General features: G+C 66.4%; 21 protein-coding genes. 10 read left to right on the top strand and 11 right to left on the bottom strand.

What is annotated here, in order from left to right; translation table 11 throughout:
- Positions 1–2: 2 nt before the first annotated feature.
- Positions 3–434 carry a MarR family winged helix-turn-helix transcriptional regulator gene (locus tag NUW81_RS11770; RefSeq protein ID WP_245113511.1) on the bottom strand — a complete coding sequence of 144 codons (432 nt, stop codon included), beginning with the start codon at positions 432–434 and terminating at the stop codon, positions 3–5.
- A gap of 81 nt (positions 435–515) precedes the next feature.
- Here NUW81_RS11770 and NUW81_RS11765 point away from each other — a divergent pair, with 81 nt between their 5' ends.
- A complete protein-coding gene (locus NUW81_RS11765) occupies positions 516–1,967 on the top strand; it encodes an AMP nucleosidase (RefSeq protein WP_245113509.1) in 1,452 nt (483 codons plus the stop codon).
- Positions 1,968–1,970: 3 nt separating this feature from the next.
- Here the strand turns inward: NUW81_RS11765 and NUW81_RS11760 are convergent, their stop codons facing one another.
- The gene (locus tag NUW81_RS11760) at positions 1,971–2,423 is read right to left on the bottom strand and encodes a hypothetical protein (protein WP_245113506.1); all 453 of its coding nucleotides are present in this window, start codon (positions 2,421–2,423) and stop codon (positions 1,971–1,973) included.
- A gap of 46 nt (positions 2,424–2,469) precedes the next feature.
- Entirely contained in the window at positions 2,470–4,203 is a 1,734-nt protein-coding gene (locus tag NUW81_RS11755; RefSeq protein ID WP_245113502.1) for a bifunctional metallophosphatase/5'-nucleotidase, read from the bottom strand.
- Between the two features lie 47 nt (positions 4,204–4,250).
- On the opposite strand from NUW81_RS11755, the gene NUW81_RS11750 reads away from it, so the two are divergent.
- A complete protein-coding gene (locus NUW81_RS11750; RefSeq protein WP_245113500.1) occupies positions 4,251–4,694 on the top strand; it encodes a cytidine deaminase in 444 nt (147 codons plus the stop codon).
- 43 nt (positions 4,695–4,737) lie between these two features.
- Positions 4,738–5,523 carry an SDR family NAD(P)-dependent oxidoreductase gene (locus NUW81_RS11745; protein ID WP_245113498.1) on the top strand — a complete coding sequence of 262 codons (786 nt, stop codon included), beginning with the start codon at positions 4,738–4,740 and terminating at the stop codon, positions 5,521–5,523.
- A 14-nt stretch (positions 5,524–5,537) separates the two neighbouring features.
- Here NUW81_RS11745 and NUW81_RS11740 read toward each other — a convergent pair whose 3' ends face one another.
- From NUW81_RS11740 to NUW81_RS11715, 6 genes are read right to left on the bottom strand one after another with little or no spacing between them, the layout of a single operon-like run.
- The gene (locus tag NUW81_RS11740) at positions 5,538–6,326 is read right to left on the bottom strand and encodes a thioesterase family protein (RefSeq protein ID WP_245113496.1); all 789 of its coding nucleotides are present in this window, start codon (positions 6,324–6,326) and stop codon (positions 5,538–5,540) included.
- Positions 6,326–6,655, bottom strand: coding sequence for an alkylphosphonate utilization protein (locus NUW81_RS11735; RefSeq protein WP_245113494.1), 330 nt, complete (start codon positions 6,653–6,655; stop codon positions 6,326–6,328). The genes NUW81_RS11740 and NUW81_RS11735 overlap by 1 nt, the downstream gene beginning before the upstream one ends.
- Positions 6,652–7,593 (bottom strand): isopenicillin N synthase family dioxygenase, encoded by a 942-nt coding sequence (locus tag NUW81_RS11730; RefSeq protein ID WP_245113492.1) that lies wholly within the window; start codon positions 7,591–7,593, stop codon positions 6,652–6,654. Before NUW81_RS11730 ends, NUW81_RS11735 begins: the two co-directional genes overlap by 4 nt.
- Before the next feature lie 46 nt (positions 7,594–7,639).
- Positions 7,640–8,935: a NupC/NupG family nucleoside CNT transporter gene (locus NUW81_RS11725; protein ID WP_245113490.1), complete on the bottom strand. Its 1,296-nt coding sequence runs from the start codon at positions 8,933–8,935 to the stop codon at positions 7,640–7,642.
- 28 nt (positions 8,936–8,963) lie between these two features.
- On the bottom strand, positions 8,964–9,548 hold the full coding sequence (locus NUW81_RS11720) for an LOG family protein (protein WP_245113486.1): 585 nt from the start codon (positions 9,546–9,548) through the stop codon (positions 8,964–8,966).
- Positions 9,545–10,537: an adenosine kinase gene (locus tag NUW81_RS11715; RefSeq protein ID WP_245113484.1), complete on the bottom strand. Its 993-nt coding sequence runs from the start codon at positions 10,535–10,537 to the stop codon at positions 9,545–9,547. The genes NUW81_RS11720 and NUW81_RS11715 overlap by 4 nt, the downstream gene beginning before the upstream one ends.
- A gap of 144 nt (positions 10,538–10,681) precedes the next feature.
- Here NUW81_RS11715 and NUW81_RS11710 point away from each other — a divergent pair, with 144 nt between their 5' ends.
- The 4 genes from NUW81_RS11710 (at position 10,682) to NUW81_RS11695 (ending at position 14,544) form a co-directional block, all read left to right on the top strand.
- On the top strand, positions 10,682–11,371 hold the full coding sequence (locus NUW81_RS11710) for a queuosine precursor transporter (protein ID WP_245113482.1): 690 nt from the start codon (positions 10,682–10,684) through the stop codon (positions 11,369–11,371).
- A gap of 20 nt (positions 11,372–11,391) precedes the next feature.
- Complete coding sequence (locus tag NUW81_RS11705) at positions 11,392–11,679, top strand: GNAT family N-acetyltransferase (protein ID WP_245113479.1); 288 nt, start codon at positions 11,392–11,394, stop codon at positions 11,677–11,679.
- A 73-nt stretch (positions 11,680–11,752) separates the two neighbouring features.
- Positions 11,753–13,468, top strand: coding sequence for a copper resistance system multicopper oxidase (locus NUW81_RS11700; RefSeq protein ID WP_245113478.1), 1,716 nt, complete (start codon positions 11,753–11,755; stop codon positions 13,466–13,468).
- A complete protein-coding gene (locus tag NUW81_RS11695; protein WP_245113477.1) occupies positions 13,468–14,544 on the top strand; it encodes a copper resistance protein B in 1,077 nt (358 codons plus the stop codon). Before NUW81_RS11700 ends, NUW81_RS11695 begins: the two co-directional genes overlap by 1 nt.
- 31 nt (positions 14,545–14,575) lie before the next feature.
- Here the strand turns inward: NUW81_RS11695 and NUW81_RS11690 are convergent, their stop codons facing one another.
- Together NUW81_RS11690 and NUW81_RS11685 are read right to left on the bottom strand one after the other, a co-directional pair.
- A complete protein-coding gene (locus NUW81_RS11690) occupies positions 14,576–15,025 on the bottom strand; it encodes a hypothetical protein (RefSeq protein WP_245113476.1) in 450 nt (149 codons plus the stop codon).
- Between the two features lie 20 nt (positions 15,026–15,045).
- A complete protein-coding gene (locus NUW81_RS11685; RefSeq protein ID WP_245113475.1) occupies positions 15,046–17,094 on the bottom strand; it encodes a TIR domain-containing protein in 2,049 nt (682 codons plus the stop codon).
- Positions 17,095–17,408: 314 nt separating this feature from the next.
- Here NUW81_RS11685 and NUW81_RS11680 point away from each other — a divergent pair, with 314 nt between their 5' ends.
- The 3 genes from NUW81_RS11680 (at position 17,409) to NUW81_RS11670 (ending at position 21,850) form a co-directional block, all read left to right on the top strand.
- Entirely contained in the window at positions 17,409–17,867 is a 459-nt protein-coding gene (locus tag NUW81_RS11680) for a potassium channel family protein (protein WP_245113474.1), read from the top strand.
- Entirely contained in the window at positions 17,864–19,666 is a 1,803-nt protein-coding gene (locus NUW81_RS11675) for a hypothetical protein (protein WP_245113473.1), read from the top strand. The genes NUW81_RS11680 and NUW81_RS11675 overlap by 4 nt, the downstream gene beginning before the upstream one ends.
- A 99-nt stretch (positions 19,667–19,765) precedes the next feature.
- On the top strand, positions 19,766–21,850 hold the full coding sequence (locus NUW81_RS11670; protein WP_245113471.1) for a toll/interleukin-1 receptor domain-containing protein: 2,085 nt from the start codon (positions 19,766–19,768) through the stop codon (positions 21,848–21,850).
- Positions 21,851–21,863: the final 13 nt, after the last annotated feature.

Here is a 21,863-nt window from a genome sequence, read left to right as displayed (position 1 = left end):
GTTCACGCCGACTTTCCTTCTTCTTCGGCAACATTGGCGCGGATCGCGGCAAGCGTGTCGCGCATGGTTTCGAGTTCGGTCTTCCCCAGCCCCGACAGCGCCATCGCCGCCACCTCGTCGGCGACCTCGTGGAGCTCGGCCATGAGCGGCGCGGCGGCACTCGTCAGCTCGAGCCGCCAGGCACGGCGGTCATCGGGATCGCGCACGCGCTCGACGAGGCCCGCCGCGGCGAGGCGGTCGACGATGCGCGACAGGGTAATGGGTTCGATGTCGAGGAGGTCGGCGAGTTCGACCTGCTTGAGGCCCGGCGCGCGCTCGAGCCGCGCCAGGACGCGCCACTGCGATCGCGTCACGCCATGTGCGCTCACGCGACGGTCGTAATAGCGCCGCAGCGTGTGAGCGGTCTCACCGATTTCCCAGAGAATGTCTTTCATGGCGGCGCATATAATAAGCATGCTTAGCATTATCAAGTGGGGGCTTGTGCTTTGCACCAAAAGTCAACACAGAGCCTTGTCATGTCACAGGAAAAGATGATCGACGGCCTCCTCGACGACCTCGAGGCCATTTACGAACAGAGCGTTGCCAACCTCCACACCGACCTTGCGGCCTATGCCAAGGACGGGACACGCCCCGACGAGGGCGCGCGTGCGGAAGGGCGCTTCGCCTATCCCGAACTCAGGGTCGATTATGACCCCAAGAGCGACGCGCCGGTCCCCGGTCGAGCCTTCGCGCGGCTCAACATGCCCGGCACCTACACGACCTCGGTCGCCCGCCCCGCCATGTTCCGCGCCTATTTGAAGGAACAGCTGTGCCACCTCGCGCGCGACTATGACGTGACCATCAGCGTCGGGCGCAGCCACAGCGAGATCCCCTACCCCTTCGTCCTCGACCAGGCAGACCTCGACCTCGACGGCATTTCCTCGAACGAATTGTCGCGCTGGTTCCCCTCGACCGAGCTCGAGCAGATCGGCGACGAGGTGGCCGACGGCGTCTGGGACTTCTCGCTCCACCCCGCGCGCCCGCTCGCGCTGTTCGACGGCCCGCGCACCGACTTTTCACTCGCGCGCCTCAAGCATTACAGCGGCACCTCGCCGTGGCACTTCCAGCGCTACGTGCTCTTCACCAACTATGTCCGCTATGTCGACGAGTTCGTCCGTCTCGCGATCGACGAGCTTCGCAAGCCCGACAGCCGCTTCCACGCCTTCTCGGTGCCCGGCGGCTATTACGAGCGCGGCCAGCTTGCCGATGCCGAGGCGCAGATCGCCGCCGGCACGTGGCGTCGCCACCAGATGCCCGCCTATCACCTCGTCGCCGAAAATGGCGAGGGCATCACGCTCGTGAACATCGGCGTCGGGCCGTCGAACGCCAAGACGATCTGCGACCATATCGCGGTCCTGCGTCCCGAGGCCTGGCTGATGATCGGCCACTGCGGCGGCCTTCGCCCCTCGCAGACCATCGGCGACTATGTCCTCGCCCACGCCTATTTGCGCGATGACCATGTCCTCGACGAGATGCTGCCGATCGAGATCCCGATCCCCGCCATCGCCGAGGTGCAGACCGCCATGTATCGCGCCGCCCTCGACGTCACCGGCGAGAGCGACGAGCAGCTCAAGAAGCGCCTGCGCACGGGCACCGTCGTCACCACCGACGATCGCAACTGGGAGCTGCGCTATACGCTCAGCGCGATGCGCTTCAACCAGAGCCGCGCGGTCGGCATCGACATGGAATCGGCCACCGTCGCCGCGCAGGGCTACCGCTTCCGCGTCCCGTACGGCACGCTGCTGTGCGTCTCCGACAAGCCGCTCCACGGCGAACTCAAGCTGCCGGGGCAGGCCAACGCCTTCTACGAGAAAGCGATCAGCCAGCACCTTCGCATCGGCATCGAGGCGCTCGATCACCTCCGCCACGAAGGCGACAGCCTGCACAGCCGCAAATTGCGCAGCTTCGACGAGCCGCCGCTGCGCTAGCGCCTAGTCGATCACGTGGAGGTTCGCTGGATCGGTGACCGCCACGTGGGTCTGGTAGTAATATTTGTCGGTCGGCTTGCCGTTCGCACTGAAGACGATCTTCGTGCGCATGGCGACGCCGTCGACCTCGATCACCTTGCCCTTCAGCGCCTCGTGCAGCGGTGCGCCATGGTCGGACTCCAGCGCGAGCCGCACCGCGCGCGAGAGCTTGACCGACAGGTTGCGCGGGTCGCGATAGTCATCATGGCTGTTGAGATAGGTGAAGCCGCCGACCCGCGCGCCCTCGCTGACCGTAAAGCCGAAGCGCCCCGGATAGCCGCGCGGTGCCATGTCGGCGGCAGCCATCACCGCGGTGCCGGGCGGGATGACCTGCGGGCCGCTCTGCGCCGTGCGCACCTCGCCCGCCTGCTGGCACCCTGCCAGCGCCAACGCGCCCGCGACCATCATCCAACGCATATGCCCCACTCCCCCGATCACACCGAGCGGGAGGAAGGCTGCGGCCTCAGCCTTCCGGCGTCAAGTTGGTGATGCGCCCCACCGCGGGCACGTCCCGCCCGTCCTTGAGCCAGGCGATGAGCGCATCGAGGTCGAGCCCCGCCCCCGTGCGGTCGCGCCCTTCGGTGAAGACGGTGTAGCCGTCACCGCCATTGGCGACGAAATTATTGGTCGTGACGCGATAGTCGCGCGCCGGGTCGACCGGCTTGCCATCGAGCTTCATCCAGACAACGCGGTCCCCCGCCGGACGGTCGAGGTCATAGGCAAAGGTGAAGTTGGCGCTCGGGATGAGATGGTGCTGTTCGTCCCCGCCCGCGTCGTTGGTGAACTGCTGTTCGAGCAGCCGCTTCAGCTCCTGCCCCGTGAGCGTCACGGTCATCAGCGTGTTGCCGAACGGCTGCACGTTGAAGATCTGCTCGAAGGTCAGCGTGCCGTCGACCGCAGGCACGAAGGCCGCGCGCACGCCGCCTCCGTTGATGAAGGCGATATCCGCGCCGCCCTTGTCGGCAGCGCGGGTGGCGGCGAGCTGCGCGTCGGCGATGAGATTGCCCGCGGGGCTTTCGAGATCGTCGGGATGGTCGGGCGCGGGGCCCGACAGGCTGCCGACGACGAGGTCCATCTGGTCGCGCGCCTTGCCGACCGTGCGTGCCACCAATTCCTCGACCGCGGGGTCGGGCGTGAACAGGGGAAGGCGCGGATCGGCGGTCACCGGCTGGCCGTCGCGCCCGATGAAGCTTTCGCCCTGCACGACCACATTATCGGCTCGCTTGGCGACCAGCTCCTCGCCCACGAACTCCAGCCGGATGTCGGTGAAGAAGGCGCCATAGCGCCCCGCGCTGGTGAGCAGCCGCTCGCCCTCGCCGCCCGCCATCGGCAGCGTGCAGGTGTAGGAGAAATGGGTGTGGCCCGAGACGACCACGCTGATCGCCGGATCGAGCTTCTCGACGATGGGAAGCACATCACCTGACAGGCCCGCACAGCCCTTGTCATCCCAGCGCTCGACCCCTCGCGCGCCCTGGTGGATGAGGAGCACGATCGTGTCCGCCCCCTCCGCGACGAGCCGCGGCACCAGCGCATTGGCGGTCTCCGCCTCGTCGGTGAACACCAGCCCGTCGACGAGATTGGGCGCGACCAGCCCCGGCACGGTCACCAGCGGCAGGCCGATGATCCCCACCTGCACGTCGCCGAAATCCTTCACGAAGGCATCGGGCAACAGGTTGGTGCCATCGGGCAGGAAGACATTGGCGCCCATATAGGCGAAATCGGCCCCGTCGAAGCTGCCGTCCAACGCGCAGGGCACGCGATCGGTGAACTGGTCGCAGCCGCCATTCTGGATCCGCAGCAGCTCGGGCACGCCCTTGTCGAACTCGTGATTGCCGAGCGCCGAATATTCGAGCCCCATCAGGTCCAGCGCCTCGATCGTCGGCTCGTCGAGGAACAAGGCGCTCGCCAGCGGCGTCGCGCCGATGAGGTCGCCCGCCGCCACCGTCAAGCTCGCGTCGGTACGGTATTGCTTCAGCGCGCCCGCCAGCATCGCCGCCCCGCCCGCGGGCACATTGATCACGCTGCCGTCGTCCATCGTCACCGGCACCACTTCCTTGGGCGCCTCGAGGCGGCCGTGGAGGTCGTTGAGTGCCAGCAGCTGTACTTCGGTCACCACCGGACCGGTCTCGATCGGCGGGGTGGAGGAACAGGCGGCGACCGACAGGGCCAACAGCGAAACGGACAAGAGGCGCATCATTCAAAACTCCTTTGCGGGGCTGGCTAGCCGCGCCTAGAGACAATGTCATGACCGAAAAAGAACTCATCGCGCTCGCCCGTTCCGCCGCCCTCAAGGCCTATGCCCCTTATTCGGGCTTCTCGGTGGGCTGCGCGATCGAGAGCGTGGACGGCGAGATCGTCACCGGCGCCAACATGGAAAACGCCTGCTACCGCCTCGGCCTGTGCGCCGAACAGTCGGCACTGACCACCGCTTGCCACGCCTTCGGCCTCGACAAGGTGAAACGCATCGCGGTGGCGGGCGGCGACGGTTCGGGCGAAGCGCTCAGCGGCGCGGCTCCCGTCACCCCCTGCGGCGGCTGCCGCCAAGCGATCCTCGAGGCCGCGCATTTGTCGGGCCGCGATATCGAGATCCTTGCAGCATCGGGCGACGGCGAAGCGCTCGAGCGGCTCCGCATCGAGGCGATCCTGCCGCACGGCTTCGGGCCGAAGAACCTCGAGGATGGAGCCTAAGGCCCCTCCGCTCCGTTCTTCCCGTCAAAGAGCGGAGAAACATATGCCCAATCTCGCCCTCATCACCGGTGCCTCGGCAGGCATCGGCAAGGAATTCGCCCGGCTCCATGCGGCCAAGGGCGGCGATCTCGCCATCACCGCGCGCCGCGAGGATGAACTCAAGGCCCTCAAGGACGAGCTCGAGAAAGGCCATGGCATTACCGTCCATGTCTTTCCCCACGACCTGTCGGGCCATGCGGAGGCCAAGGCGCTCTACGAGAAGGTCACCACTGCCGGCCTCACCCCCGACATTCTTATCAACAACGCCGGTTTCGGCGGCGGCGGCAAGCATCTCGCGCGCGACATCGGCACCGAGATGGGCATGATCGACCTCAATGTGAAAGCGCTCGTCACGCTGACATGGCTGGTTGCCAAGGACATGGTCACGCGCGGTTCGGGCAGGATCCTCAACGTCGGCTCGACCGCGGGTTTCGTGCCCGGCCCCGGCCAGGCGGTCTATTTCGCCACCAAGGCCTTCGTGAACAGCTACAGCCAGGCGCTGGCCCAGGAATTGCGCGATACCGGCGTCACCGTGACCGCGCTGGCGCCGGGCTATGTCGAGACCGAATTCGCCGACCGCGCCGACCTTCGCGACACGCAGATGGTCAAGCAGGGCGGCGCTTCGCCGCTGTCGGTCGCGCAGCATGGCTATGACGCCATGATGAAGGGCGATCTCATCACCATCAACGAGCGCAAGCTCTCGATCCTGTTGAAGCGCATCGTCCCCTTCGTGCCGCGCAAGACACTCCTCAAGATGGTCGCGGCGGGACAGAAGAAACGCGGTTCCTAGAGCGTTTCTCGCGGCTAGGCGAAGATCGCGATATTCTGGCGGCCGATGGCAAGCAACTGCCCGTCCTCGCGCCACAGTTTCATATCCTGTGTCGTCATCCCCTCGCCCGAATGCTCGGCTTCCGCGCGCAAGAGGTGCCAGCCGTCGACCTCCTCGGGCCGGGCGACAAGGTCGATGTGCCACGTCACGCTCGACAGCGGCGCGACCTGCGGGAAACGGGTGATGGCGGCGGGCGGCGGCGCATCGGCGAGCGCCAGCAGCGCCGACACCGGATCGCCGCCGGGCGGGTCGCGAAACTTCGCCCAGGTCGCCATCATCGGCTCGCCCCCCGACACGCCCTGCGCGCCGCCGCCGAGGCGCATGTCGAAATTGGCGGTGAACCCGGGCGCGCGCTCGTTGCCCGTCGCGAACAGCGGGATCGCCTCATCCGGCGTCGAGACTTCGGGTAGCCCCGGCGCCTCCACTGCCACCGCGCTGTCACGGCTCGACCCGAAGACAAAACTCGCGCGCAGCACCGGCCCGTCGTCGCTCACTGCCTCGACCGCGACCATCGTCGTCGAGCGACCCTTGCGCAGGATGCCGGGCAGGAAATGCACGCGCCCCGCCGCCGGGCCGACGAACACGCATTGCGCGCTGCGCAGCGGTGGAAGGTCGTCGAAATAGCGCCGCGCCGCCTCATGGGCGAGCGCCATCGTCATCCCGCCATAAAGCGTGCGCCCCTGCGCCCACGCCTCTGGCGCGGTGATGGTAAAGCGGTCGCCATCGCGCCTCAGCGCGTCGAAACTCTCTGCAAGCCGCGCCACTAGCGCTTCTTCACGAATTCGGCGCGCAGGACGAGGCCCTTGATGCCGGGATATTTGCAGTCGATTTCCTGCGCGTCGCCGGTCAGGCGGATGGAGGGGATGAGCGTGCCGCGCTTCAGCGTTTGCCCCGCCCCCTTCACCTCGAGGTCCTTGGCCAGCGTGACGGAATCGCCGTCGGCCAGCAGGTTGCCAACCGCGTCGCGCACCACCACCGCATCCTCGTCGGATGCGGCAGCGGCGGCGGCGCGTGTCGCCTGCTTTTCGGCCAGTTCCGAGGAGGGCATCCAGTCGCCCGTCACCTCGTCATAGGCCCATTCGTCATCGCTCACTTGAGCTTGATCTCCGCCAGACGCTGCTGGAGATATTCGTCCGCGGTGATCGGCGGGTTCTTCGGCTCTTCGCCCTCGGGCACGCAGTTCGGCAGCGCCTTGATCTCGAAGTCCGAACGGAAGTGCAGGAAGAAGGGCATCGAGTAGCGCGAGTTGGACGCGCGCTCGGGCGTGGGGTTGATCACGCGGTGCTGGGTCGAGGGCAAATAGCCGTTGGTCAGCCGGTCGAGCATGTCGCCGATGTTGATCGCAAGCTCGCCATCCTTGGGCTTCACGTCGAGCCATTCGCCGTCCTGCGTGAGGAGCTGGAGACCCGCTTCCTCGGCACCCAGCAGCAGCGTGATGGCGTTGATGTCGCCATGCGCGCCAGCGCGGATATGTTCGCCCGGCTGCGCGGGGATCGGCGGGTAATGCAGCATGCGCATCACGCTGTTGCCGTCCTCGATCGCATCGACCAGATATTCCTCGTCGATGTCGAGGAAGCGCGCGACGGCGCGGAGCAGGCGCTCGCCCGCCTTGTCGAACTCGGCATAGAGCTTCTTGAAGGTCGTCTCGAAGCTTTCAACTTCCTCGGGCCAGACATTGTCGGCCATATGGTCGCGGAAACGGTGACCCTCGGGCAGGTCGCGCCCGACATGGTAGAATTCCTTGAGGTCATAGGCCTTGTGGCCCTTGGCGGTCTCGATGCCGAAGGGCGTGTAGCCACGCGCACCGCCGCCACCCTCGACATGGTATTTCTTCTTCACACTCTCGGGCAGCGCGAAGAAGGCCGCGGCCTTTTCATAGGCCTCGTCGATGAGGTCCTGCGGGATGCCATGGTCGCGCACGATGGCGAAACCATAGTTGACGAAGCTGTTGCCCAGATCGCGGGCGAGCGTATCGGGATCGTCCTTGAGGCTGACGGTCGCGACGCTTTCACTGGTGATTACGTTGGTCATGGCAGCGCCTTTAGCCCTCAACAGCTTAAGGCGCAATTGACCCGCGTCAAAGCGACAGCAGAAGCCCCGCCAGCGCCGCGCTCATCAGGTTGGCGAGCGAACCCGCGGCCAGCGCACGCAGCCCCAGCTTGGCGATCACAGGACGCTGGTTGGGCGCGAGCCCGCCGGTCACCGCCATCTGGATCGCGATCGACGAGAAGTTCGCGAAACCGCACAGCGCGAAGGTCACGATCGCCACCGTGCGCTGGGACAGGCCCTCGAGCGCGCCGAGGTCGATGAAGGCGACGAACTCGTTGAGCACGACCTTGGTGCCGAACAGGCCACCAGCGATATTGGCTTCCTCCCACGGCACGCCGATGAGGTACATGATCGGCTGGAAGATGAAGCCGACGATCTTCTGGAAGGTCAGGTCCTCGAGGCCGAACCAGCCGCCGACGCCGCCGAGGATGCCGTTGGCCAGCGCCACCAGCGCGACGAAACTCAGCACCATCGCGGCGACCGCGACGGCGAGCTTCACGCCCGTCTGCGCGCCCATGGCGGCGGCCATGATGATGTTGGCGGGCTTTTCCTCGCCGTCATGCGCGTCGACCTCGTCGACATGGTCGTTGAGCGCCGCGGCCGCGCCGCCCTTCGGGCTGCGGCCCTGCTCGGCCAGCTCGGCGTCATCTCCGGCGGCCACCGCGACCCTGGGGTCGGGCATGATGATCTTGGCCATGAGGATCCCGCCCGGCGCCGACATGAAGGCGGCGGCGAGCAGGAATTCGATGTCGATGCCCATCGCCGCATAGGCCGCGAGGATCGTGCCCGCGACGCCCGCCATGCCGACCGACATGATCGTGAAGATCTTCTGCGGCGGAAGCGCGGCGAGATAGGGCTTCACCACCAGAGGGCTTTCCGACTGGCCGACGAAGATGTTGGCCGCCGCGGCAAGGCTCTCGACCTTGGAGATGCCGGTGATCTTCTGGAGCGCGCCGCCGACCCATTTGATGATCAGCTGCATCACGCCGAGATAATAAAGGATGCTGATGAGCGCGGCGAAGAAGATGATGACCGGCAGCGCGGCGATGGCGAAGCTGTTGCCGCCGATTTCGGGGCTGGCGATCGGCCCGAAGATGAACTGGGTGCCCGCCGCCGAATAGCCGAGCAGCGAGGACACGCCGCCCGCCATCCATTCAAGGACGCGCGCGCCCCAGTCGGTGGCCAGCACGAGGCCCGCGATCCCCGCCTGCAGCGCGAAGGCCGCGCCGACGACGCGCAGGCGGATGGCCTTCTTGTCGTTCGACAGGAGGAAGGCGAGAAGGAGGATCAGCGCGATCCCCGCGAAGCTCATGAGAATCTGCACTTAATCGCCCTCCCCCGGCGTTAAACTTCTACCAAACCATGCCTTGTTGGCGGGCCTTGGACGCTTCGTCCAGCTTTTCGATGGCCTCGACCGGGTCATGCGCCATCAGGAGCTGCTGGCGGCGGTCGGCCGACATGAAGCCCTCGTCGGCCACGCGGTCGCAGAAGCTCGCGAACCCGTCCCAGAAGCCGTTGACGTTCAGGAGGCAGAAGGGCTTGGCGTGATAGCCCAGCGCATTCCACGTCCAGGCTTCCATCAGCTCGTCCATCGTGCCGATGCCGCCCGGCAGGCAGACGAAGGCATCGGTGAGTTCGGTCATCTTGGCCTTGCGCTCGTGCATGCCCGGTACGGGATGCAGTTCGGTCAGCCCCGGATGCGCGACCTCGACATCGACGAGGCTCTGGGGGATCACCCCATAGACCTTGCCGCCGGCCTCGAGGACGGTGTCGGCGACGATGCCCATAAGCCCCAGCTTGCCCCCGCCATAGACGAGGTCGATGCCGCGGTTGGCCATTTCGGAGGCCAGCTTCACCGCCATGTCGGCATAGACGGGGTTTGCCCCCGCCTGGTGCCCGCAATAGATGGCGATGCGTCCGATGTCGCTCTTGCTCACAGCTCGGTCAGTTCCTTCAGGTCGGCCTCGGGCCGCGCGCCATAATGGCTGATCACCTCGGCGGCGCAGATCGCGCCCGTCTCGAGGCATTTCTCGATCGGCTTGTCGCGGGTGTAGGCGGCAAGGAAGCCCGCCGCGAACAGGTCGCCCGCGCCGGTGGTGTCGACGACCTCGTCGATCGGCACGGCCGGCACCATCACGCGCGTGCCGTCGCGGTTGGCGCTCGCGCCCGCCGCGCCGTGGGTGACGACCGCGGTCTTCACCTTGGCCGCCAATGCGGCCTCGGCGGCAAGCACGTCGTCATGCCCCGTCAGCAGCTTGGCTTCATGGTCGTTGCAGAAGAGAAGGTCGATCCCGCCTTCTTCGATGAGGCGCGTGAAGCGGTCGCGCCGCTCGGAAATGATGACGCTTTCGGACAGGGTGAAAGCGGTCTCGTTGCCCGCCGCATGCGCCATCTTTCGCGCTTCCATCATCGCCGCGCGCGGCTTGTCGGGACCGAAGAGGTAGCCTTCGAGATAGAGGATGCGGCTCGCCTTCACGAGCTCCTCGCTGACCGCGCCCGCGACGAGCTCGTGGCTCGCGCCCGGCGCGGTGTTCATCGTACGCTGCCCGTCGGGCGTCACGAGGATGAGGCAGCGGCCGGTCGGGCAGTCGGCATTGGCCTCGAGCGCCGGCGTGTCGAAATGCACGCCGAGCGCGGTGAGGTCATGACGGAAAATCGTGCCGAACTGGTCGTCGGCGACCTGCCCGATGAAGGCGACCTTGCCGCCGAGGCTGGCGACGCCCGCCATCGAATTGGCCGCGGAGCCGCCCGAATGTTCCTCGGCCACGCCCATCGAGGCATAGAGATGGTCGGCCTCGAGCGGGGTGAGCAGCTGCATCGAGCCCACCGGCAGGCAATGCTGCCGGAGAAACTCGGGGGTCGCGGGCGCGATCACGTCGACGATCGCATCGCCCATGGCGACAATATCGAAACGGCTCTGGGACATCTTCACTTTCGAACGCAGCTGGACAGGGATCGGCACCGGCCCTCGACGGGGCGCGCCGGATTGGCGCTCCGCCTATAGGCGCGGGGGTTAAGCGTCAATGAAAAGCCTTTTCTTCTGCATCAAAAATGGGCAGCAACGGGCGTCATGATCGATCAGCCTTCGCGCCCCGCGCCTACCGCCATCCCCCTCTCGCTCTTCGCCTTCGCCGTCTTCTACGGCGGCATGGTCTGCATCGCGGGGGTCTTCGCCAACAAGCAGGTGGAGCTATTCCCGCTGCCGGGCGTCGGCACGCTGGCGGTCGAGGCGGGCATCTTCGCCTTCCTCATGCTGGTCGTCACCTCCTCGGCGGTGACCGAGATGTTCGGTGCGACCGCGGGCCGCCGCATGGTCCTGTTCGGCTTCGTGCCGCTCATCATCTCCTCGCTGCTGACGGTGCTGATCCTCGGCCTGCCCGCGGCCCCCGAGATGGAGGAAGAGCGCCTCGCCGCCTTCAACCTCCTCCTCTCCTCGACCCCGCGCATCTGGCTCGGCGGCATCCTCGCCTACGGCATTTCGACGCTCCTCAACGTGTGGATCTTCGACAAGCTGCGCCGCCCCGGCGGCCGCCTCCTGTGGGCGCGCAGTGCCATCGCCGGCATGGTCAGCCAGGCCTTGGACACGCTGATCTTCGTCTCGGTCGCCTTCTACGGCGTCTTCCCGATCGCCAACCTGATGATCGGCCAGATGCTCGCCAAGGTCGTCCTCTCGGCCGTCCTCTTCCCGCCGCTCATCTACGCGATGGTCGCCATCGGCCGCCGCCTCGATGCGCCCAAGCCCGAGGCAACTCCGGCCTGACCTCGGGGGTTCGGCTCTCCATGGACATCATTTTCGAAGAAAAAGACGGGCGCGGCCGCTGGCACGTCCGTCCCGAGGGCGCCGACGAGGACGCCGAAATGACCTTCAGCCGGACCAATGCCGAGCTGATCATGATCGACCATACCTTCGTGCCGCCATCGGCGCGCGGCCAGGGCATCGCGGGCAAGCTCGCGCAGGCCGCGGTCGACAAGTCGCGGGCCGAGGGCTGGAAGATCATTCCCGTCTGCCCCTACATGAAGGCAGAGGCGGAAAAGCACGACGACTGGGACGACGTGATCCAGCGCTAGCCCGCGACACTGGTCACCCCTTCCCATTGACGGTATCGGCAGGTCGACCCTCTTCCCCTATCTGTGTGACCCCATGCCCATCAGCTTGAACCGCCGCCATTTCATCACCAGCGCCGTCGGCCTCGGTGCCGCCGCTGCCCTCCCCGTTCCCGCCTGGGCGAAGGGGCAGTCGCTGACCCATGCGAAGCAGGGCTTCGGCATGCTGATGGGCGAGGACATCCGCCTCACCATCGACAACCACCATTTCACCACTGGTGCGCGCGGCGGCCATGCGGTCGCCATCAACGGCAGCGTCCCCGGCCCGCTCCTCCACCTTCGCGAGGGCCAGCAGGTCCGGCTTCACGTCACCAACAATCTCGAGGAGGACACGTCGGTGCACTGGCACGGCCTCCTCGTCCCCTTCCAGTTCGACGGCGTGCCGGGCGTCAGCTTCCCCGGCATCCGCCCGGGCCAGACCTTCACCTACGACTTCAAGATCCGCCAGGCCGGCACCTACTGGTACCATTCGCACTCGGGCCTCCAGGAGCAGGCGGGCCACTACGGCCCCATCGTCATCGAGAGCGCCGAGCCCGACCCGCGCTACGACCGCGACTATGTCGTGCTCCTCTCCGAATTCACGCCGGTCCACCCGCACGAGATCATGCGCAAGCTCAAGGTGGGCGAGCATTATTTCAACCGGCAGATGCAGACCGCCACCGACGGCGACATGCCGCTGTCCGAACGCCTCATGTGGGGCGGCATGCGGATGAACCCGCGCGACATCTCGGACGTCACCGGCGCGACCTACACCTATCTCGTCAACGGCCACGGGCCCGCCGACAATCTCAGCTTCGACTTCACCCCCGGCGAGCGCATCCGCCTGCGCTTCATCAACGGCTCGGCGATGACCTTTTTCAACGTGCGCATCCCGGGCGTGCCGATGACCGTGATCGAGGCCGACGGCCAGCCGGTCGCGCCGGTCGAGGTCGACGAATTCCAGATCGGCACCGCCGAGACCTATGACGTGATCGTCGAGCCGACCGACGGCGTCCATGCCATCACCGCCGAGGCGATGGACCGCTCGGGCCTCGGCGTCGCCACGCTGACCAGCCACAAGGGCCATATCGCCGCCCCGCCGCGCCTACGCGAGCCGGTCACCCTCACCATGGCCGACATGGGCATGGGGTCGAAGGACGGCATGGACCATGGCGGCATGGATCACGGATCGGGCGGCATGGACCACTCGATGCGCGACAAGAGCCTCGTGCCCGACGACGTGAAGGTCGGCCCCGGCGTCGACATGATCGCCCCCATGCCGGTCGACCGCATGGACTTCCCCGGCCTCGGGCTGGACAAGGTCGACCACCGCGTCCTTCGCTACACCGACCTCAAGGCGGCGCGGATGAACCCGCATCGCACGGTCGAGCGAGAGCTGGAGATCCACCTCACCGGCAACATGGAGCGCTACATGTGGTCGTTCGACGGCAAGAAATTCTCCGCCGTCACCGACGACCCGATCCGCTTCGGCTATGACGAACGCGTTCGCGTGAAGCTCGTCAACGACACGATGATGGCGCACCCCATCCACCTGCACGGCCATTTCTTCGAGCTGGTCAACGGCGCCGACCACATGCACCAGCCGCTGAAGCACACGCTGGTCGTCCAGCCGGGCGGCACCGCGACCTTCGACCTCACCGCCAACGAGCCGGGCGACTGGGCCTTCCACTGCCACCTCCTCTATCACATGCACGCAGGCATGATGCAGGTGGTGACCGTCCGCCCCTTCCCCGAGCCCGAGGGAGATGCCTGATGCGCAGTGCTGCCTTCCTCCTCCTCGCCGCCGCCTCCGCCCCCGCCCTCGCGCAGGACCACCAGCATCACGGCCAGCAGCCGCAGGTGCATTCGAAGGAGCCGGTCGAGACGCAGGAAATGGACCATTGCGCGATGGGCCACCTGCCCCCCGAGCAATGCCCGCCAGAGGAAGAGGCCATCGAGGCCGATCCGCACGCCGGACACGCCATGCCCGAGCCGCAGGCCGCAGATCCTCACGCCGGCCATGCCATGCCCACGCGACAGGCCGCCGATCCGCACGCCGGACACGCCATGCCGATGGACAAGTCCGCGCCCGGCGCCGCGCCAGAAAGCGCTGTCCCGCCCCGCGCCTTCGAAGGCCCGCGCCATGCCGCCGACCTCATCTTCGGTGAAGCCGTCATGGCCCCTGCCCGCGACCAGCTCGCGAAAAGCGCGAGCGGCATGACCACCGGCATGCTGATGATCGAGCGCCTCGAGGCGCGCATCCCCACCGAGGGCGGCGACACCGGTTACCTGTGGGACGCACAGGGCTGGTACGGCGGCGACTTGAACCGCTTCGTCTTCAAGACCGAGGGCGAAGGCGCCTTCGACGAGAGCCTCGAGGAGGCCGAGATACAGGCGCTCTACAGCCGCGCCATCGGCCCCTTCTTCGACCTGCAGGCGGGCGTGCGCCTCGATCTCGAACCCGAAACCCGTCCCCATGCCGTCCTCGGCGTGCAGGGCCTTGCACCCTACATGTTCCATGTCGATGCCGCGCTCTTCCTGTCGGATCGCGGCGACCTCACCGCGCGGCTCGAGGGCGAATATGACCAGAAGATCACGCAAAGCCTGATCCTCCAGCCCCGCCTCGAGGTCGAGCTCGCCGCGCAGGACATGCCCGAAATCGAAGTGGGCGCGGGTCTCTCGAAGGTCGAGGCGGGCCTTCGCCTGCGCTACGAATTCGTCCCCGAATTCGCGCCCTATATCGGCCTCGACTATGAAGCGAAGACCGGTCGCACCGCCGACTTCGCCCGCGCCGAGGGGGAAGACGTCGCCGGCCTCAAGCTCCTCCTCGGCGTGCGCGCCTGGTTCTAGCGCTCGCCGATCCGGCCGCCGTGCAGGCTTTTCAGGCCTTCACGCCCTTGTCGCGCACATAGGGGTCGTACATCAGCGGCGCGACCGAGGGATCCTCGGCGTTGACGAACATCACGCAATATTCGTGCTTGCCAAGACCCGGCGAATTCTTGTCGTCCGACGTATCCTTGAGCTTCACATCATAGGCGTCGCTCGAGACCACCGAGAAATTGTTCTCGGGATCGTAGACATAGACGCCGCAATAGGTGCGCTCCGTCCCGCCTTTTTGCGACAGCGGGGCGGTGAAGGTGGAATAGTCCTTGCCGTCGGGTGCGGTACCCGAAGGCTTGGGTTCGTCCTGCTGGAGAAACTGCCACTGGCCGCCCGGAATCGTGAATCTCACATGCCCGTCATTATCGACCTGCACGTCGTCGTCGTCGCAATCGATCACCCACTGACGACCGTCCCAATCGATGTTGAATGTCACCACATTCTTACCCATGCCCATTCTCCCTGTTGCGATCATTGATAGACGTTGCTGAAATTGCGGACATTCGCGCTCAATTTCACCGTTTCGCCCTCGGCGGTGCCCAGCCGACGCTCGGCGGCGGCCAGCAGCGCCCTTCCCCCGGTCGAGAGGTCATCCGACTGCCCCATCAGCGAACGGGTGCGCTGCCAGTAGCTTCTGGCGCGAGCCTCGTTCGATGGCGCGACCGCCTTGCCGAGCGCGAAGTAGGCGAGCCCGAGGATTTCCCGGTTCTGCTGGCTGCCCCTGGCCAATTCTTCATGATCGAGGTCCCGCGCGAGTTCCGCCAGCCCGGCGGGGCCGTCCGACGCGCCGACAAGCAACGCCGTCGCCTCCACCTTGAGCCGTTCCAGCAAGGTTTCCTCGCGGCTCGCCTCATCGGCGCCAAGCTGCTCGATCAGGCCGCGTGCCTGCACGAGCTGTGCCCGGGCTTCACCAGTCCGGTCGCGGACATGGGAATGCAGCGCCGAGGAGGCGAGGCACTGCGCCTGTCCCTTCTGCCATTCGACATTGGTGGCATCCAGGCCGCGAAGCTGCGTCCACAGCCGACGGCATTCGGCATAGGAGCGGTCGGCCTCGGCTAGCGCCCCGCTGGCGAAACGCGCCTTTGCCATGCTCTCGCTGGCGTAAGCCAGCGCCGTCATGATCTCGGCATCCCCTCCCGTCGCGTCGATCGCCATCAGCTGCTCGATCTGGCTCTGCCGCGCTTGGGCCGAAGCCTGGTCTTCTCCGAGGAAATGCAGGATCGAGGCACGATGAGCCGAGGTTTCAGCGATGGCCATCCGGATATCCCGGTCGGGGGCATCGATTGCCTCCAGCCGCCGTTCGGCATCCTCCAGCGAGGCAAGCGCCTTTTCGGGTTCGCCGCTCTCACGCCAGGCAAGCCCGAGGTTGATGCCGCCAAAGCCCGCTTCCATCAGTGACTGGCGATCCTCGGGGCGCAATCGCACCAGCGCATCCCCGAGTTGCTGGTAGGTCAGGAAGGCGGCCAGCTGCCCGGCCTCATTGCCGTTCACCCCCTCCATATAGCCGACCCAGAAGATGCTTTGCGCATGATCGAAGATACGCTGCCAGTCGTCAGGCTCGCGCTCGAGTAATTCGCCAGTCGTGCGGGCGGCCTCGCGAAAGCCGCGCAGCGCCTCGGCCGGATCGCCACGCAACTCGGCAACCTCGCTCACCAGCAGCAGCGCCCGCGCTCGTCGCCCGAGCGCGTCGGCATCGAGGCTGGCGAGATCCTGCTGGGCATAATAGGCTAGCGCCCGGTCGCCGACGCTGTCGAGCGCATCGAGCCGCCCCACAGGTTCGAGCTTTGCCTTGAGATCGGTCAGCATGAACTCGACCAGCCCGTTTGCCTGTTCGCGTTGCTCGACCGCTTCCTGCTGCTGGTCGAAGGCATAGAGGGCAAGGCCGCTGGTACCGACCATGCCCACCGCCAGCGATGCCGCGACCAGCCCGAGACGACGATTGCGCCGCGCATTGTCGCGCTGCACCAGCTCGTCGAGCCCGAGGCCGAACAGCCCGGCGACAATCTTGAGCTTGGCAAGGCGCTTGCCATCGCCCTCGGGGCGAAAATCGGCGGCAATCGGTTCGGCGCGCCGGTCGGTCAGCCTCCCCTCGCCGTCGAGCTGGTAGCGGAGCGCGGGCGGAAAACATTCCTGCTCCTCGCGTCCGGGCATCTCGCTCATATAGGGTTCGCCCGCCACGATGGCGGCAAGGATCGGCGCGCCCGGGTTCACCCGCTTGAAGGTCGCGATTTCCTCGTTGGTCCAGCGCGAGCGTGCCGCAGCGGGAGAGCAAAGCACGATCAGCGCACGCGCCTGGCGCAACGCGCCCTCGATCCGCTCGCCGAGGTCCTCCGATGCCGCCAATTCCTCGCGGTCGCGAAAAATGGGTCGCAGGCGCTTGGGGATCGGGCCGATCGGGCTGTCGCGTCCGACCAGCCGCGCAGGCAGCGCATAGGTCTCGAGCGCCCGGTGCAACCAGTTGGCGAGGCTTTTGTCGCGGTGGCTGTAGCTCAGGAACGCAACATAACCGTCTCGTCGCATGCACAGCCCCCGGCAAGATCACTAACAACGCCGATTAGTAACAGAGATTGCTCTTTGCGACAAAGAAGAAATCCGGCGCCCGACGTTTTCAGGAACAGGGCCGCAAGCCCAAGCCGGGCGCCGCCGCCAGCAGCGAAGAGGAACGCATCGCTGCGGCCAAGAATAGAAGAAAGGACTATTGCGGCCACCTATGTACCGATGTGGGCCGCGCCGCGCCCAATTCGGCAATTTGTTTGACTAAAGCAAATCAATCGTCACTACTGTGCCCAGCATACTAATCGGTCGGGGAATATCATGCTTCAAGTGACGCTTTCGTGCTGACATCGCTCGTCTGTCTCGCGTTGCTGGCCGCGACCATCGCCATCCATTACGAAGCGCTGCGTTTTTCTTCCAATCGCCTGACGCACCTGCGCATTCCGCCGCGCTTTCGCATTACCATCATGCTGACCACCGCCCTCGTCAGCCACCTTCTCCACGTCTTCCTTTATGCGCTCGCCTTCCTGCTGCTCGAACAGGCGGGCGGGTTCGGTTCGATCGACGGAGGCGACACCCGCCACAATCTCGGTGACGCCTTCTATTTCTCGATCACCAGCTACACCACGCTCGGCATCGGCGATCTCTACCCCATCGGCGCCATGCGACTCATCAGCGGTGTGGAAGCCTTGAACGGGTTGGTCATGGTCGGATGGACGGCCTCGATGACCTACCTCTACATGGAGAAGTTCTGGCACCTTCGCGCTCGCCCTGAACCGCGTCGGAAGTCGCGTAAATGAGCGCGTCCCGGGCCACCTTTCGACCTCGGCTCGCGCTGCGCTTCGGCATCACCGGCCATCGCCCGCCACGGCTCGACCCGGCGCTCAATGCCTCGATCCATGCCGATATCGCCCGGATTTTTCGCCGCTCCACGGCGGCGCTGGCAGAGCTGCACGAGGCTCATGCCAGCATGTTCGACCCGCGCCCTGCGAAGGTAAAGCTCGTCTCCTCACTCGCCGAAGGCGCAGACGTCATCGCCGCCGAGGCAGCGCTCGATACAGGCGTCTCGCTGAGCGCCTGCCTCCCCATGCCGCAAGAGCGTTACGCCCGCGATTTCGAACCCGCCGAATGGCAGCGCACGCTCAGGCTCATCGAGCAATCGGACAATGTCCTCACCCTTTCATCGCACGACAAGGACGAGGTCGGATACGAGGCCGCCGGCCGCATCGTCCTTGCCCAATGCGACATCCTCATCGCCGTCTGGGATGGAGAGAGTGCGGCGGGGCGCGGCGGCACCACCCAGATCGTCGCCGAGGCGATCGCGCGACACCTGCCCGTCATTCACGTCCATGCCCGTGGCGAGGCTCCGCCCCAGCTCATGTGGAGCGGGCTGCATGAGGCCATTCCCGACCGCCCTTCGCTCGACGGTGTCCAGCGCGCCTCCGCCTTCGACAGCCTCGCCTCGCTGGTCGAAGCGCTATGTGCGCCTCCCACGAACGAGCGCGACGCCGAATGCCTGCGCGCCTTCCTTGAAGAGAAGGTCGCCTCGCCGCGCTCCTACAGCTGGCCGCTGCTGCTCTCGCTGACCGGTGCGCGTCCATGGCGAAGATTCTCGGTTCGCGCTGCCAGTCCTGAAGACAGCGCCCGCTGGTTCGCGCCGCTGACCCATCCCTTTGCCGGCCACGGTAGCTTCGGCACGCAGCTCAACGAGCGCCTGCTGCCCCGCTTCGCGCGCGCCGACAGCCGCGCGGGCATCTTCGCGTTGCGCTTTCGCTCGTCGTTCGTCTCCAATTTCGCGATGGCCGGCCTGGCGGTGTTCCTCGCGCTTCTCGGCCTCCTCGTGCCTGAAGCCAAGAAGCTGCTGATCGCGATCGAACTCCTCGTCATCCTGCTCATCATCGCCAACACGCGCGGTGCGAGGAAAGTCGATCTTCATCGGCGCTGGCTCGAACATCGACATCTGGCGGAGCGGCTACGCTTGCTGGCCTTGTCCGCGCCGCTCGGGCGTCTTGGCCTACGCGATGTCGAGGACGGCACCACCCATCCCAATTGGGTCGCCTGGTATGCACGCGCCACCGCGCGCGAACTCGGCCTCGTCCGCGCGCACGTGGACGCGGCCTATCTCGAGAAGCTGCGCCGGTCGATGCAGCGCATGATCGACGAGCAGGAGCGCTATCACCGTGGCAATGCGTCCGCGATGCATCAGAGCAACCATGTGCTGCACAAGGCTGGCGATCTCCTTTTCGCCGGCACGGTGGTGGCCTGCGCGGCCTATCTCGCCCTCGCCTTCACGATCGGCACCAATAGGGACATCCTCGGCCTCGGCCTGGCAGGGCTCGTGACCTTTGTCACTGCCCTTTTCCCAGCGCTCGCCGCCGCCTTCTACGGCATCCGGATGCAAGGCGACTTCGCCGCCGCTGCCGAGCGCTCCAATGCCCTCGTCCGCCAGCTTGCGCGGTTGCGCAATGCCATCGATGGCGATGAGCCGGAATTTGGCCTCATGGCCGAACGCTCGCGCCGGCTCGGCGACATCATGCTGTCCGAATTCGGCCAGTGGCAAATGCACTACGAGACCCGCCCGCTCAGCCTTCCTGGCTAGCAAGCCCGGCATGACGGCATGCGAACTTCTGCATTCCCCTTTCGCTTAACTGTTGTTAACAATCTCCTTTGCGACTTTTGGTCTCGGAAAGGGGCAGTCTTGCGGCAAGAGGGTTATGTTGCGTTTCTGAGTTACAGCCACCGTGACAGCAAGTTCGCCAACTGGCTGCATCGCGCGCTCGAAAACTATGCCATGCCCGGTCGGCTGGTCGGCCGGGACAGCCCGGCCGGTCCCATCCCCCGCCGCCTGCGCCCCATCTTCCGCGACCGCGAAGAACTCGCCGCCTCTGCCGACCTTGGCGAGCGCATCGAGGCCGCGCTGCGCGGCGCGCGCGCGCTCATTGTGCTTTGCTCGCCCGCCGCCGCCCGGTCGACATGGACCAACGAGGAGATCGCCACCTTCAAGCGGCTCAACCCGCAAGCCCCCATCCTCGCCGCCATCGTCGCGGGCGAACCCTATGCGAGCGAGCGAGCCGGGCAGGAGGCCGAAGAGTGCTTCCCGCCTGCGCTTCGCTACCAACTCGACACCACGGGAACGTTGACCCACGAACGCGCCGAACCGATCGCCGCCGATTTTCGCCCGCAGGGCGACAGTCGCCGCCTTGCCAAGCTCAAGATCGTCGCGGGGATGTTCGGCCTCGGCCTCGACGAGCTCGTCCAACGCGACGCGTCGCGCCGCAACCGCCGGCTCGGTGCGCTTGCCGCCGCCTCGGTCCTCGGCATGGTCGGCACCAGCGGCCTCGCGCTTTACGCCTTCGACCAGCGCGATGCCGCGCGCGAGCAGCGCGCCGAGGCCGACGGGCTGATCGAATATATGCTGACCGACCTGCGTACCCAGCTCGAACCGGTCGGGCGTCTCGAAGTGCTCGACGGCGTCGGCAAGCGGGCGATGCAATATTATGCGCGACAGGACCTGTCCGACCTGACCGACGGTGAGCTGGGGCGTCGGGCGCGTGCCACCCAACTTGTTGCCGAAGTGCAGAATTTGCGCGGCAATGTCGGCGCGGCCCTGCCCGCCTTCGAGCAAAGCGCCCGCACCACCGCCGCGCTCCTCAAGCGCAATCCGGACGACCCCGATGCCATGTTCAATCACGGCCAGAGCCTGTTCTGGGTCGGTGCCATCGCCTGGCAGCACGGCGACCTGCCCCGCGCTCGCCGCGCGATGGAGGGTTATGCCGACATCTCCACCCGGCTCGCCGCGCGCGACCGGTCAAACCTCGATTGGCAGATGGAGGAGGCCTATGGTGCGAGCAACCTCGGCACCATGGAGCTCGAAGCCGGCAATATCGCCAGCGCGCTCGAACATTTCGAACATTATGTCGAGGTTGGCGACAAACTGTCCGACCAGCAGGGTCGGCCTGCCAGCCTGGAGGTCGAGTTGGCCGATGGCCATTCCTGGATCGCCACCAGTCTTGGCTGGCTCGGGCGGATCCCGGAGGCAATCGCGGCACGCAAACGCGAGATGGCGCTCTATGACCGCATCTTGGCCGAGGACGAAGATCATGCGGTGGCCCGCCGCCGCCGGGTCTATACCGCCGCCCGCCTCGGCCAGCTGCTCGCCGATACGGGCGATACGCAGGCTGCCGCCGCCCTCTTCGACGAGGCTGTGGGCGACGGCGAGGCGTTGCTGCGCGCCGACCCGGACAACGCCATGACCGCGACCTTCCTGATGAACCCGCTGCGCGCCCGCGGCATGATGCGATGGGCACAGGGGAGCAGGCAAGCGGCACGGCAGGATTTCACTCGCACCCGCCAGCTGCTCGATGATCTCACCGCACGCGATCCCGACAATGAGGACTGGAACGTGGAGGGGCGCACGACGCTCGATCTTGTCGAAGCAATGACCGTGGGCGCGGCGACGCCTGCTACCATGCTGCGCGAGGCCACCGCCGCCCATGACCGTCTCGACCCCGCCAACCCGGTCCATCGCTGGCCGATCGTCGCCGCGCTGCTCGTTCAGGGACATGCCCATGATCGGCGGGGCGACCGGGCCGCGGCTCGCGCAGCCTATCGCCGGGCCGCCGCGACGCGCTTCGAGGGCGACCAATATGATTATCGCGTTGCCGCCCTACAGGCGCTCGCCGCCGAACGTGCGGGCGATGGTGAGCGAGCACGGCGCCTGCGCGCCGATCTCGCCAGCCGCGGAGTGGATCCGCTCATCGACGACTTGCTCGGACAATCCTGAAATCCAAGAGGAG

Source organism: Sphingomicrobium aestuariivivum, assembly GCF_024721585.1.
Lineage (GTDB): Bacteria > Pseudomonadota > Alphaproteobacteria > Sphingomonadales > Sphingomonadaceae > Sphingomicrobium > Sphingomicrobium aestuariivivum.
This window is presented reverse-complemented; position numbering and strand designations above follow the sequence as displayed.